This is a genomic window from Microvirga terrae, from assembly GCF_013307435.2.
Taxonomy (GTDB): Bacteria; Pseudomonadota; Alphaproteobacteria; order Rhizobiales; family Beijerinckiaceae; genus Microvirga; species Microvirga terrae.
The window spans coordinates 839076-852978 of record NZ_CP102845.1 but is presented as its reverse complement, the minus strand read 5'-3'; the positions used below and the strand labels follow the sequence as shown (position 1 = coordinate 852978).

Annotated in this window: 11 protein-coding genes; 4 read left to right on the top strand and 7 right to left on the bottom strand. The window is 65.8% G+C overall.

The genetic code is table 11. From position 1 onward, the window contains the following. Nucleotides 1–3: 3 nt before the first annotated feature. From paaE to HPT29_RS04005, 6 genes are all read right to left on the bottom strand, one after another. Complete coding sequence (gene paaE / locus HPT29_RS04030; RefSeq protein WP_173950108.1) at nt 4–1080, bottom strand: 1,2-phenylacetyl-CoA epoxidase subunit PaaE; 1077 nt, start codon at nt 1078–1080, stop codon at nt 4–6. A gap of 16 nt (nt 1081–1096) precedes the next feature. Further along, nucleotides 1097–1606: a 1,2-phenylacetyl-CoA epoxidase subunit PaaD gene (gene paaD / locus HPT29_RS04025; protein ID WP_210272481.1), complete on the bottom strand. Its 510-nt coding sequence runs from the start codon at nt 1604–1606 to the stop codon at nt 1097–1099. Nucleotides 1607–1623: 17 nt separating this feature from the next. After that, nucleotides 1624–2382: a 1,2-phenylacetyl-CoA epoxidase subunit PaaC gene (gene paaC, locus HPT29_RS04020; RefSeq protein WP_173950106.1), complete on the bottom strand. Its 759-nt coding sequence runs from the start codon at nt 2380–2382 to the stop codon at nt 1624–1626. After that, nucleotides 2382–2672 (bottom strand): 1,2-phenylacetyl-CoA epoxidase subunit PaaB, encoded by a 291-nt coding sequence (paaB, locus tag HPT29_RS04015; RefSeq protein ID WP_173950105.1) that lies wholly within the window; start codon nt 2670–2672, stop codon nt 2382–2384. Before paaB ends, paaC begins: the two co-directional genes overlap by 1 nt. 19 nt (nt 2673–2691) lie before the next feature. Beyond that, nucleotides 2692–3690, bottom strand: coding sequence for a 1,2-phenylacetyl-CoA epoxidase subunit PaaA (gene paaA, locus HPT29_RS04010; RefSeq protein WP_173950104.1), 999 nt, complete (start codon nt 3688–3690; stop codon nt 2692–2694). 217 nt (nt 3691–3907) lie between these two features. Beyond that, nucleotides 3908–4801, bottom strand: a complete 894-nt coding sequence (locus tag HPT29_RS04005) for a PaaX family transcriptional regulator (RefSeq protein WP_173950103.1) — start codon at nt 4799–4801, stop codon at nt 3908–3910. Nucleotides 4802–5011: 210 nt separating this feature from the next. Between HPT29_RS04005 and paaZ the strand changes: the two genes are divergently transcribed. The 3 genes from paaZ to HPT29_RS03990 are packed head-to-tail and all read left to right on the top strand — an operon-like array spanning nt 5012 to nt 9583. Continuing rightward, nucleotides 5012–7039, top strand: coding sequence for a phenylacetic acid degradation bifunctional protein PaaZ (paaZ, locus tag HPT29_RS04000; protein ID WP_173950102.1), 2028 nt, complete (start codon nt 5012–5014; stop codon nt 7037–7039). A 5-nt stretch (nt 7040–7044) separates the two neighbouring features. Then, nucleotides 7045–9126, top strand: a complete 2082-nt coding sequence (locus tag HPT29_RS03995; protein WP_173950220.1) for a 3-hydroxyacyl-CoA dehydrogenase NAD-binding domain-containing protein — start codon at nt 7045–7047, stop codon at nt 9124–9126. 37 nt (nt 9127–9163) lie between these two features. Next, complete coding sequence (locus tag HPT29_RS03990) at nt 9164–9583, top strand: PaaI family thioesterase (protein WP_173950101.1); 420 nt, start codon at nt 9164–9166, stop codon at nt 9581–9583. 176 nt (nt 9584–9759) lie between these two features. On the opposite strand, the gene HPT29_RS03985 is transcribed toward HPT29_RS03990, so the two are convergent. After that, nucleotides 9760–10215, bottom strand: coding sequence for an Lrp/AsnC family transcriptional regulator (locus HPT29_RS03985; protein ID WP_173950100.1), 456 nt, complete (start codon nt 10213–10215; stop codon nt 9760–9762). 162 nt (nt 10216–10377) lie between these two features. Here HPT29_RS03985 and HPT29_RS03980 point away from each other — a divergent pair, with 162 nt between their 5' ends. After that, nucleotides 10378–13848: an indolepyruvate ferredoxin oxidoreductase family protein gene (locus HPT29_RS03980; RefSeq protein ID WP_173950099.1), complete on the top strand. Its 3471-nt coding sequence runs from the start codon at nt 10378–10380 to the stop codon at nt 13846–13848. The last annotated feature ends 55 nt before the right edge of the window (nt 13849–13903 follow it).

Sequence of the window (13903 nt, the reverse complement as noted above, 5' to 3'; positions counted from 1 at the left end):
GCGTCACTTGTCGAAATCGACCAGAATCCGGTCGCTCACCGGATAGCTCTGGCAGGTCAGAATGTAGCCCCGCGCGATCTCGTAATCCTCGAGAGCGAAGTTCGCGTCCATGTCCACCTCGCCCTCGACCAGCATTGCCCGGCAGGTGGAGCAGACGCCGCCCTTGCAGGCATAGGGCAGCTCCAGCCCCTCGGCCGTTGCGGCATCGAGCACCGATGCGGTGCCCTTCTCGAAGGACAGGGTGCGGGCGCGTCCGTCGATGACGATGGTGGCCTCGCATAGGTTCCTCTTGTCTTCCGCTGCCGCCTCCTCGGGTCTGCGCTGGCGTCGGCTCGGCGTCGCGGTGGCGAAAAGTTCGAACTTGATCTGGCGCTTGTCGAGCCCGTGCTCCTCGAGGCTCTGCGCGATGCCGAGCATCATGTCCTGCGGCCCGCAGATGAAGGCGGTGTCGATGGACGATGCGTCGATCCAATGGTCGAGCAGCTGGTCGCACTTCTCCTTGGTCAGCCGTCCGTTGAAGAGGTCAATGTCCTGCTGCTCGCGGCTGAGGATGTGGATGAGGCTGAAGCGATCGAGATGCTCGTTCTTGAGATCCTCGAGCTCCTCGCGGAACATGATCGAACCCGATGCGCGATTGCCGTAGAACAGGGTGAAGGACGAATTCGGCTCGGCGACGAGCGTGGTCTTGATGATGCTCAGAAGCGGCGTGATCCCGCTGCCCGCGGCGAAGCCCACGAAGTGGCGCCTGCGGGTCTCGTCGAGAGGCACGAAGAAATTGCCCATGGGCGGCATCGCCTCGATGACCTGCCCGGGCGCGAGCTGCTCGCTGGCCCAGCTCGAGAAGGCTCCGCCGGCGATCTTCTTGATGCCGACCCGGAGCCGACCCTCCATCGGCGTCGCACAGATGGAATAGGACCGCCGCACCTCGTCGCCGTCGATCGTGGTCCGCAGGGTCAGGTACTGGCCCGGCGAGAAGCGGAACGCCTCCTTATGCTCGTCCGGCACGTCGAGAGTGAGCACGATGGCGTCGCGGGTTTCGCGCCGCACGTCGGCAACGGTGACGGGGTAGAACTTCGTCATGGAGCATCCGGTCTTTTCAAATGCACTTGAAGTAGTCGAAAGGCTCGAGGCAGTCGCGGCACCGGTATTGTGCCTTGCACGGCGTCGAGCCGAACTCGCTCACCCGGTCGGTGTTCTCGGATCGGCAGCGCGGGCACGCGATGGTCAAAGGCTTGCGCAGGAAGCGGTCGAAGGGCGACGGACCACCTGCGTTCTCCGCCGGGGGGGCGATGCCATAAGCCTCCAGCCGCCGGCGGCCCTGCGGGGTGATCCAGTCCGTGGTCCAGGGCGGCGACAGGCGCCGCTCGATCCGCAGGCGGTCGATCCCGCGCGCGCGCAGAGCCGCTTCAATCTCGAACGCGATGACGCTCGTGGCAGGACAGCCCGAATAGGTCGGCGTGATGGCGACGACGAGATCTTCATCCTGCCATTGCACGTCGCGCACGATGCCGAGATCCATGACGGAGACCGCCGGCACCTCCGGGTCTGGAACGTCGCCCAGCCAGTCTCTGATCTGGTTCGGGTCCGGCCGCGTCAGGCTGTCCATCATCGATCCTGCGCTCCTCACCACGTCGCGTTGGGATAGGCCCGCTGCAGGAACTGGAGATCGGCCAGGATGTAGCCGAGATGCTCGGAATGAACGCCGCGCTTGCCGCCTTTCTGCGCCCAGCCGGCCTGCGGCAGCGTGAGCGTCGCCTCCCCGATCGTCGCGCGAACGAGACCGAGCCAGGGCTCGTGCAGCGTCGCGACGTCGGGCGCAAGGCCGTTCCGGACCATGGCCTGGTCGATCTCGTCAGCCTCGAACAGCTCGCCGGTATACATCCACAGATCGTCGACGGCGTTCTGCATCCGGCGATGACTTTCCTCCGTGCCGTCGCCAAGGCGCAGAACCCATTCCTGGCTCCGCTCCAGGTGATAGGTGACCTCCTTGAGGCCCTTGGCGGCGATCTCGGCGATACGAGGCTCCGTCGAGCCGGTCAGCCCGCGCAGCAGCAGATAGTGCCAGGCATCGAAATAGAACTGCCGGGCCATCGTGGCGGCGAAGTCGCCGTTCGGCTGCTCGACCAGAAGCACATTGCGGAAGTCGCGCGCGTCGCGCAGATAGGCGAGCTTGTCGGCATCGCGTCCCCTGCCCTCGATCTCACCCGCGAGGTTGAGCCAGAGCTGCGTCTGTCCGATCAGGTCGAGAGCGACGTTGGAGAGCGCCAGATCCTCCTCGAGCGCCGGCGAATGGCCGCACCATTCGGAGAGACGGTGGCCCAAGATCAGGGCATTGTCGCCCAGCCGCAGCAGATACTCGACGAGAGCGTCCTGCGCGGTCATCACATATGCCCCAGCTCTTCGGGGATCTCGTAGAAAGTCGGGTGGCGATAGACCTTGCTGTTGGCGGGATCGAACAGCGGCCCCTTGTCGCCGGGCGAGCTCGCCGCAATATCGGACGCCTTCACGACCCAGATGCTGACGCCCTCGTTGCGGCGTGTATAGACGTCGCGCGCGTTCATGATCGCCATCTCGGCATCGGGCGCATGCAGGCTGCCCACGTGCCGGTGGGCCAATCCATGCTGGCTGCGGATGAACACCTCCCAGAGAGGCCATCCCTTCTTGTCGGTCATTGTCTCTCTCCCCTCCCGCCTAAGCAGCCGCCTTGCCGTGCGCCCGCGCGGCCTTCTTGGCCGCATAGGCGTCCGCCGCATCGCGCACCCATTGTCCCTCTTCGTAGGCCTTCACGCGCGTGCGCAGGCGCTGGCGGTTGCAGGGTCCGTTGCCGGCGATGACCTGATAGAACTCGTCCCAGTCGATCGCGCCGAAATCGTAGTGGCCGCGCTCCGCGTTCCACTTGAGATCAGGATCCGGAACGGTGAGACCGAGATACTCGGCCTGCGGCACCGTCTGATCGACGAATTTCTGGCGCAGCTCGTCGTTCGAGTTGATCTTGATCTTCCAGCGCATCGATTGCGCGCTGTGGACCGATTCCGCGTCGGAGGGTCCGAACATCATCAGCGACGGCCACCACCAGCGGTTCAGCGCGTCCTGCGCCATCTGCTTCTGCTCGGGCGTGCCGCGGGCAAGCTTGGTCATCGCGTCGTAGCCCTGCCGCTGATGGAAGCTCTCTTCCTTGCAGATGCGGATCATGGCGCGGGAATAAGGCCCGTAGGAGCAGCGCTGCAGCGGCACTTGGTTCATGATTGCGGCTCCGTCCACGAGCCAGCCGATGGCCCCGATGTCGGCCCAGGTGAGCGTCGGATAGTTGAAGATGCTGGAATACTTGGCCTTGCCGCTGTTGAGCTGCTCCAGGAGCTCGTCGCGGCTCACGCCAAGGGTCTCGGCGGCGCAGTAGAGATAAAGGCCGTGGCCGGCCTCGTCCTGCACCTTGGCGAGCAGGATGGCCTTGCGCTCGAGGGTCGGCGCCCGGGTGATCCAGTTACCCTCGGGCTGCATCCCTATGATTTCGGAGTGAGCGTGCTGGGAGATCTGCCGGATCAGGGTCTTGCGATAAGCCTCCGGCATCCACTCCTTCGGCTCGATCTTGATGTCGGCATCGATGCGGTCCTGGAAGGCACGCTCCTCCGGAGACATCTCGTCCTTGGACCGGATGTGCTCGACGCCTGTTTTCACCATCTGTGCGTACATGGCGCTTCTCCCTGACGTTCAATCCTGCCGGGCTCTCGTCCGGCCGCCCTGCCCAAGACCGGGCCGGATTGGACGGAATCGAGCCTCGCCTGCCGGAGCAGCCCTTCCGCGCCGCGCTGATCATGGCGCGCAGGCGGCATGCCTCTCCGGCTTTCCGCGGACCTCTTTAATATGTCACATAAAACAGATTAATCAAGAAATTTTTGTAACACTTTCTTCAGCCGATCCTCAGTTCCGCGGCCGGCTCCGCCGTCGCGAAGCGCTGCCCGAAGGTCTCGTCGACCGCGGGGAGTGGTCCCAGGTCGTTCTGGGCATGGGTGTCAATCCAGCGCTCGGCGGCCGGAAGCAGGGTGCGGTAGATCGTGCCGCAGAGGGACCGCGCCCCTGTCCCGGCCCAGGGCCTGGGAAGGAGCTGCGACGGCAGCAGCGGATCCTTCAGGACCGCCCTGCGGTAATCATGGATCAGGAGAATACGCACGAGAAGGGCGTCGAGATTCGTGAACCCCGCGCCCCGTTCCAGGGCGCCGAGGGTGCCCGCATAGGTGTCGATGAACCGTCTGTAGCGCGCTTCGATCTCCACCAAGGGCCATGCCTTCTCGACCAGCCGCCGGGCAGTGGGCAGATCGGCCGGGGTCGCGGCCAGTCTCAGGAAGGGGCCGACCTTGGCCGCCGGTGCCGCAGCCATCAGGAGATCGGGCCCGAGCGGGCCATAACCTGCGGCTGATAATTCGCTCCTCAGCGCATTGCGGTCCTGCGCGTTCTCGAGCAGGAGGAGATCGAACGATCCCTGCCACTCATGGGGTGGGTCGGCATAGATCCGCCGCGTGGCCTCGGCGAAAGCCTCCTGGCCCTGCGGCGTCAGCCGGTAATAGCTGTTGCGCCCCACCTTCCAGCGCTCGAACCAGCCCTCGGAGACGAGGCGGGACAGGGCCGTCCGGACGAGCGTGTCGCTGATGCGGAAGGCCCGCATGATCTCGTGCAGGGATGCCAGGGACAGCACCCCGCCCCGGGGCACCACGGCATCCCCGAACACGGTCACGATGAGCGAGCCCGCCCGGATCGGCGTCCGCTCGTGAAACCTGTCCAGCAGAGCCTCTACGACCGCGATCATGCAAGTGTACTCCGGTTATCTGGGCCGGGGAGCCGGAGCCGCCTCCGCCCGTCCGGCCTTCACCTACTCAGACTGGCGCATTCCTGTCGAGCCACCCGGGCGATCAATAGATCCCCAAAATTCCTTGACTAACCGACCGGTCGGTCAATAATGCCGGAAAGGCGCGGCGATGCCAATGCGGCCGCTCGTTCATCATTCCAAGGTGTCCCAATGAGACTTGAGAGCTTCGTTCGTGGAAGTTGGATGTCGCCCGGTCAGGAACTGGCCGATATTCACAGCGCCGTCACCGGCAACGTGGTGGCACAGGTCGCCAGCGGCGGCCTCGACATGGGCGAGGTGCTGGCCTATGCCCGCCAGGTTGGCGGGCCCAACCTGAGGAAGCTCACCTTCCATCAGCGTGCAGAACTTCTGAAACGTCTTGCCATTCATCTATCAGAACGCAAGGACCGGCTTTATCAGCTCTCCTACCAGACAGGCACCACACGGTCCGACAACCTCATCGACGTGGATGGCGGCATCGGCACCCTCTTCGTCTATGCCTCCAAGGGCCGTCGCGAACTGCCCAACACCACCTTCCTGCTGGATGGAAATGTCGAAGCCCTTTCAAAGGGCGGCAGCTTCGTCGGTCAGCACGTGATGACGCCCCTCCATGGCGTTGCCGTTCACATCAACGCCTTCAACTTCCCCTGCTGGGGCATGCTCGAAAAGCTCGCGCCCGCCATCCTGGCCGGCGTCCCGGTTGTGACCAAGCCCGCGACGATCACGTCCTATGTGGCCCATGCGCTGGTGCGCATGATCACGGAATCCCGCATCCTTCCCGACGGGGCGCTCCAATGCATCGTCGGCTCCACGGGCGATCTCTTCGATCATCTGACCTGTCAGGATGTCGTGTCCTTCACCGGCTCCGCCGATACGGCCCAGAAACTGCAGCGGCATCCCGTCATTGCGCGCGAGTCCGTCCGCTTCATCGCCGAGCGCGATTCGCTCAATGCGGCCATTCTTGCGCCTGACGCCGGGCCGGGAACGCCGGAATTCGACCTCTTCATCAAGGAAGTGGCGAAGGAGATGACCGTCAAGGCAGGACAGAAATGCACGGCCATCCGCCGCGCCATTGCTCCCAATGCGCATGTGTCCGCCGTGATCGAAGCTCTGGGAGAGCGGCTCGCCAAGATCAAGGTTGGCAACCCGGAACTCGAGAGCGTCCGCATGGGGCCGGTCGTCGGTCTGGGCCAACGTCGGGACGTGCTGGCTCAGGTGGCAAAGCTGCGAACAGAAGCGGATATCGTCGTTGGCAATCCGGATAATTTCGACGTCGAGGGCGCGGACCGCGAACGCGGCGCCTTCATCCCGCCTCTCGTGCTCCATTGCCCGGACCCGATCCGGGCCACCAACGTGCACAGCGTTGAAGCTTTCGGTCCCGTTTGCACCGTGATGGGCTATGACGGCCTCGATCAGGCGGTAGCCCTGGCCAATCGGGGCGACGGCAGCCTCGTAGCGTCCCTCTACACCTATGATTCTACCACGGCGGCCGATCTCGTCTTCGGGGTCGGCGCCTTCCATGGTCGTCTCGTGCTGATCGACCGGGACTGTGCCAAGGAGCAGACCGGCCATGGCTCCCCGATGCCACACATGGTTCATGGCGGACCAGGACGTGCCGGCGGCGGCGAGGAACTCGGCGGCATGCGCGGTGTGCATCATTACATGCAGCGCACCGCCCTGCAGGGCTCTCCCGCCATGCTCTCACGGGTGACGCAGAGCTGGATCAAGGGTGCCCCGACCATCGAAGAAAGCCGGCATCCTTTCCGCTTCTATTTCGAGGACCTCGCCATCGGTCAGACCTTCGTCTCCAAGGAGCGCACGATCACGCTTGAGGATATCGAGCACTTCGCGGAGTTCACCGGCGACACCTTCTATGCCCATATGAGCGAGGAAGCGACGAAGAACCATCCGTTCTTCCCCGGTCGAGTGGCCCACGGCTATCTCCTATTGTCCTTTGCGGCAGGCCTCTTCGTCGATCCGGACCTCGGGCCCGTGCTTGCAAATTACGGTCTCGACTCCTTACGTTTCATCAAACCCGTGCAGCCGGGCGAAACCATCAAGGTCCGGCTGACGACAAAATCGAAGTCGCCGCGTAACGAGCAGTACGGCGAGGTGCGCTGGGACGTTGAGATCATGACGGACAAGGGTGAACCGGTCGCGACCTATGAGCTCCTCACGATGAACGCGGTGCGTCCATGACGGATATGGCCTCAGCCAATGACGCTGGACCGGTCAGGCTTGTCCGGAACGCTCCCGTGGCCGTGATCGAGATCGATAATCCTCCAGTCAATGCCACGTCTCAGGCCGTGAGAGCAGGCCTGCTCGCGGCGATTCGGGAGGTCGACCGCGACCCGCAGATCTCGGCCGCGGTGATCGCCTGCGCCGGCCGTACCTTCGTGGCCGGAGCCGACATCCGCGAGTTCGGTCAGCCTCCACAAGAGCCCCACCTGCCCGATGTCATCAACGCCATCGAAGCCTGCTCCAAGCCGGTCGTTGCCGCTGTTCACGGAACGGCCCTTGGCGGAGGCTGCGAGATCGCGCTCGCCTGCCATGCCCGTGTGGCCGATCCGGGTGCAGGCTTCGGCCTGCCGGAGGTCAAGCTCGGGCTGGTTCCGGGAGCCGGCGGCACGCAACGCCTGCCGCGGCTGGTCGGGCTGGAAGCGGCCCTCGATCTCGTGACGAGCGGGCGGACCGTCAAAGCCGCGGAAGCGCTGCGTCTCGGCCTGATCGATCGCCTCTCCTCCGGCGACCTGCGCCGGGATGCGATGGAGCTTGCTCGAGAACTGATCGATCAGCCGCTGCGACGCACCGGTGAGCTGAATGTCGATGCGATGAATGCCGAGGCGGCTTCTGAAGGGGGCGCGGACGTCCGCCGGAAAGCCAGAGGCGCCGAAGCGCCGGGCAGAGCCGCCGAACTCGTTCTGCTGTCCGCAAGCCTGCCTCTTCAGGACGGCATGGCGCGGGAGCGCGAGACGTTCCTGGAACTGCGCGCGTCCAGGCAGTCGGCCGCCCTGCGGCATGCCTTTTTCGCCGAGCGGGAGGTCACGCGTCTCCCCGGCCTCGACTCCATTGAGCCCCGCCCGGTCCAGAAGATCGGGATCGTGGGCGCCGGAACGATGGGATCGGGCATCGCCATCGCGTTCGCGGATGCGGGCTTCGACGTCAAGGTCGTCGAGACCGGCGAACAGGCATTGGCGGCCGGTCAGGCGCGGATCACGGAGGTCTACGACAAGCAGGTTGCAAGCGGTCGGATCACGGCCGCCGCACGCGACGAGCGCCTCCGGACCATCGGGTACGCGGTTGGTATCAGCTCCCTATCGGATCGGGATCTCGTCATCGAGGCCGTGTTCGAGGATTTGGACGTCAAACGGGTGCTTTTCCGGGATCTCGATGCGATTCTCCCCCCTGGAACGGTATTGGCAACAAATACCAGTTACCTTGACATCAATCTGATAGCCGCTGCCACGTCCCGGCCGGCCGACGTGGTGGGCCTGCATTTCTTCAGCCCTGCCAACGTGATGAAGCTCCTCGAGATCGTCCGGACCGACCGAACCGCCCCCGACGTCATCGCCACGGGCCTCAGCCTCGCCAAGCGCCTGCGCAAGATCCCGGTCGTGTGCCGGGTCTGCGACGGCTTCGTCGGCAACCGCATCCTGTCGCGCTATCGTCTGCAGGCCGAGTACCTCCTCGAAGAAGGCGCCCTGCCGCACGAGGTCGATGCGGCGCTGGAAGCGTTCGGGTTCCCGATGGGCCCGTTCGCTGTATCCGACCTCGCCGGCCTCGACATCGCCTGGGCGCGGCGCAAGCGGCTGGCGCCCACCCGCGATCCGCGCGAGCGCTATGTGGACATCGCCGACCGGCTCTGCGAGGCGGGCCGCTTCGGGCGCAAGACCGGTGCGGGCTGGTATCGCTACACGGGCGGCAAGCGGCAGGTCGACCCCTTCGTCACGGAGCTCGTCGAGGAGGCCTCGCGGCGGCGCGGGCTGACGCGACGTTCGGTTCCCGCGGAGGAGATCCAGTCCCGCATCCGGGCGGCCATCGTCAACGAAGCCTGCAAGATCCTGGACGAGCGCATCGTCGAGCGTCCGCTCGACGTGGACGTGGTGATGATGCACGGCTATGGCTATCCGGCCTGGCGCGGCGGCCCCCTGTTCGAGGCCGACACCGTCGGGCTCGGGCCGATCCTCGACACCGTGCAGGAACGCGCCGAACGGGACGGGCCCGGATGGGATCCGGCGGACGGGCTCGTGAGCCGGGCCGCCTCGGGAGCGACGTTCTACCCATAGGCGGAACTTCCAAACACCATCAGCGGGGAATCCACGCATGTTCGATCGAGCCACCGCCGAGGCGATGCTCGGAAACGTCTTCGCCTCCTGGGTGCAGGCGCTCGACCTCTCCATCGAAAGCCTCGGCCCGGACGGCGCCGTCCTGCGCATGCGGTTCTCGGAAAAGCTCTGCCGCGACAACGGCGTGGTCTGCGGACAGGCCCTCATGAGCCTGGCCGACACCGCCATGGTGTTCGCGGTCTCCTCGGCCGCAGGCGCCTATCGCCCCATGACGACGGTCGACCAGACCATGCACTTCCTCAGGCCCGCCGCGCAGGCCGACGTGCTGGCGGACGCGAAAGTCGTTCGCCTCGGGCGCACCATGGCGTTCGGCAGCGTGACGCTCACGGCCGACGGCGATGCGCGGCCCGTGGCGATGGCGCAGCTCGCCTATGCGTTGCTGGCCGAGGGCAGGTAGCGGCCCGCCTGTCACCTATCGTGAGAGGGCTTCTCATGGCCTTCCCTCGCCGTCATGGCCGGGCTTGCCCCGGCCATCCCGCTTGTCTCGAGCGCGCCGTTCTTCATGATCGGGATCACCGGCACAAGGCCGGTGATGACGTGAGGATGTTGCTGCTCTCTTTGTGAGCCAGCCTGTCAAAACGGCAGCGCCACGCTGGTCTTGATCTCCTTCAGGACCACGTTGGTGCGCACCGTGCGGATCCCGGGCAGCCGGAACATGAACTGGTCCAGGAATTCGTTGTAGGCGTGCATGTCGCGCACGACGACGCGCAGGTGATAATCGGCGTCGCCCGTGGTGGCGAAGCACTCGAGGACTTCGGCGCGCGCTGTTACACGTGAAACAAATTCGTCGACGAATTTGGCGTCATGCCGCTCGAGGGACACGTGCAGGATGGCCGAGGTGGCGAAGCCGGCCTTTTCCCGGTCCACCAGAGCGGCATAGCCCGTGATCACGCCGGTCTCCTCGAGCGTCCGCACCCGCCGCCAGCAGGCCGAGGTGGACATGCCGACATCGTCCGCCAGCTGCTGGTTCGTAGTGCGCCCCTCCCTCTGCAGCTGCGCCAGAATGTGTTCGTCCTGTTTCTCGATCATGGGCTTGTGCGTTCCCGGTAGGTTTTTCCAATAATCATGACGTCTGGCGTCCTTTCTACCACGAACACGCCGCAAGCAGGAAAGAATAGGAAACACCTACCAGCCGTTCGGGATTATCCTGGAGAGGCCGGCTGACGGCGCTCCTTTACCGGGATCAAGCCCATGGACGACGCTTCCTCACTCGATTCCTACCGGCTCGCCGACCGGTACAGCCGCGAACGGGGCCGGGTCTTCCTGACCGGCACGCAGGCGATCGTCCGCATCGTGCTCGACCAGGCGAGGCGCGACAGGGCCGCCGGGCTCGACACCGCCGGGTTCGTGTCCGGCTACCGCGGGTCGCCGCTCGGCGGCGTCGATCTCGAGCTCTGGCGGGTGAAGGATCAGCTGAAGGAGCACCGGATCGAGTTCCTGCCCGCGGTCAACGAGGACCTCGCGGCCACCGCCGTCCTCGGCTCGCAGCAGGTCGAGACCAATCCCGACCGGCAGGTCCAGGGCGTGTTCGGCCTCTGGTACGGCAAGGGCCCGGGCGTCGACCGGTCGGGCGATGCGCTCAAGCACGGCAACGCCTATGGCTCGTCGCCCCATGGCGGCGTGCTGGTGATCGCCGGCGACGACCATGGCTGCGTGTCCTCGTCGATGCCGCACCAGTCCGATGTCGCCTTCATGAGCTGGTTCATGCCGACGCTGCATCCGGCGAGCGTCGCCGAATATCTCGAATTCGGCGAGTACGGCTATGCGCTCAGCCGATACTCCGGCATGTGGGTCGGGTTCAAGGCCGTGTCGGAGATCGTGGAATCGGGCCTATCCGTGGACCTGCATCCCCCGCGCCATTTCGTCGAGCCCGACTTCACGCCCCCGCCCGGCGGCCTGCATTACCGCTGGCCGGATCTGCCCGGACCGCAGATCGAGGAGCGCATGGAGGCGAAGAAGCACGCCGTCTACGCCTTCGCCAAGGCCAATCCCATCGACCGGCGCATCTACGACATCCCGGACGCCTCCTACGGCATCGTCACGGCCGGCAAGGCGCATCTCGACCTGATGGAGGCGCTGCGGCTCATTGGGCTCGACGAGGCCGCCTGCCGGGCGCACGGCATCGACATCTACAAGGTCGGCATGGTGTGGCCGCTCGCCCTGCACGACGCCATGGAGTTCGTGAAGGGCAAGCGCGAGATCCTCGTGATCGAGGAGAAGCGCGGCATCATCGAAAGCCAGTTCAAGGAGTATTTTTACGACTATCCCGGCTCGAAGCCCGAGCGGATGGTCGGCAAGCACGACGAGACCGGCGAACGGCTCATCCCGTGGACCGGCGAATTGTCGCCGCGGTTCCTCGCGGGCGTCCTGGCGAGGCGCCTCGATCGGATCTTTCCCGATCTCGACCTCGCGCAGCGCGCCGCCGCCCTGACGCCGGAGCCGGAACGCGTCATCGCCGTGCCGGGCGCGACCCGCACGCCCTATTTCTGCTCCGGCTGCCCGCACAACACCTCGACCCGGGTGCCGGAAGGCTCGAAGGCGCTCGCCGGCATCGGCTGCCACTTCATGGCGAGCTGGATGGACCGCGAAACCTCGTCGCTGATCCAGATGGGCGGCGAGGGCGTCAACTGGGCGGCCTCGTCCCGGTTCACCGGCCAGGGCCACATCTTCCAGAATCTCGGCGAGGGCACCTATTACCATTCGGGCTCCATGGCGATCCGGCAGGCGATCGCGGCGGGCGCCAACATCACCTACAAGATCCTGTTCAACGATGCGGTCGCCATGACGGGCGGCCAGCCGGTCGACGGGCCGGTGAGCGTCCATGCCATCGCCCACAGCGTTCGCGCGGAGGGCGTGCAGCGCATCGCTCTGGTGTCGGACCAGCCCGGGAAGTTCGTGCCGACGGATCTGCCGAAGGGCGTGACGATCCACCCGCGCGAGGATCTCGATGCGGTGCAGAAGGAGCTGCGCGAGATCCCGGGCGTCACGGTGCTGATCTACGAGCAGACCTGCGCGACCGAAAAGCGCCGCCGCCGCAAGCGCGGACAGATGGACGACCCGAAGCGCTTCGCGGTCATCAACGATCTCGTCTGCGAAGGCTGCGGCGATTGCTCGGTCGCGTCCAACTGCCTGAGCGTCGAGCCGAAGGAGACGCCGTTCGGGCGCAAGCGCAAAATCAATCTCTCCACCTGCAACAAGGACTTCTCGTGCCTGGAGGGCTTCTGCCCCAGTTTCGTGACCGTGGAGGGCGCCACGCGCCGTGCCAAGACCGCGAGCGGCTTCGACGCGGTCACGCGCGCGGCAGCGCTGCCGTCCCCTGCCCTGCCCGATCTCACGCGGCCCTTCGACCTTCTGGTCACCGGCGTCGGCGGCACCGGCGTCGTCACCGTCGGGGCGCTCATCAGCATGGCGGCCCATCTCGAGGGGCGCGGCGTGTCGGTGCTCGACTTCACGGGCTTCGCGCAGAAGTTCGGGCCCGTGCTGAGCTATGTGCGCCTCGCAGCGAGCCCCGATGCGCTCCACCAGGTGCGCATCGACCAGGGTGCGGCCGACGCCCTGATCGGCTGCGATCTCGTGGTCAGCTCCTCGCCCAAGGCATCGGGCACCTATCGCCAGGGCACGCGGGCCGTGGTCAACATTGCCGAGATGCCGACCGGCGACGTGGTGCGCTTCCGCGATGCGGATCTTGCCGGCCGCACGCGCCTGCGCGCCATCGAGCGGGCGATCGGGACCGGCAACCTCGCGAGCCTCGACGCCAATGCGCTCGCCGAAACGCTGCTCGGCGACATGGTCTATGCCAACGTGATGATGCTCGGCTTCGCCTGGCAGCAGGGCCTGGTGCCGGTCTCGCTCGCAGCGTTGTCGCGCGCCATCGAGCTCAACGGCGTGACCGTCGAGCGCAACCGGCAGGCCTTCGCCTGGGGCCGCCTCCTGAGCGCCGATCCGGATGTGGTGCGCCAGGCGGTCGGCGACACGCCGGACGAGGGCGAGACCCTCGATGAGGTGATCGCGCGGCGGGTCGCGTTCCTGACCGGTTACCAGAACGCCGCCTATGCGGCGCGCTTCGAGGCCGTGGTGGCGCGGGTGCGCAAGGCTGAAGGCGCGCTTGGGTCCGACACGCTGACCGACGCGGTGGCACGCTCGCTCTTCAAGCTCATGGCCTACAAGGACGAGTACGAGGTCGCGCGCCTCCACATGGAGACAGGGTTCCTCGACGGGCTGAAGCAGCAATTCGAGGGCGACTTCACGGTGCATTACCATCTGGCGCCGCCGCTCCTGCCGTCGAAGCGTGACGCCCGCGGCCGCCCGAAGAAGCGCAGCTTCGGCCCCTGGATCCAGACGCCGATGTCCGTTCTCGCCAGGATGAAGGTGCTCCGCGGCACGCCCCTCGACATCTTCGGCTACACGGCCGAGCGGCGCACGGAGCGGGCCCTGATCGGCTGGTACGAAGAACAGGTCGACCGGATCCTCGCACGCCTCGGCCCTGCCCATTTCGCCGAGCTGCTGGCGATCGCGAAAGCCCCGATGGACATCCGCGGCTACGGCCCGGTCAAGGAAGCGGCGATCCACCAGGTCCGATCCGATGTCGATCGGATGTGGGAGCGTATCGCGAACGAGTCACAGGTCATCGATCGCCGCCAGCCCGAGCCGCTGCGCGCTTGATGGACACTTACCAGGTCATCACCGGGCTTGTCCCGGTGATCCCGATCGTCTCGAA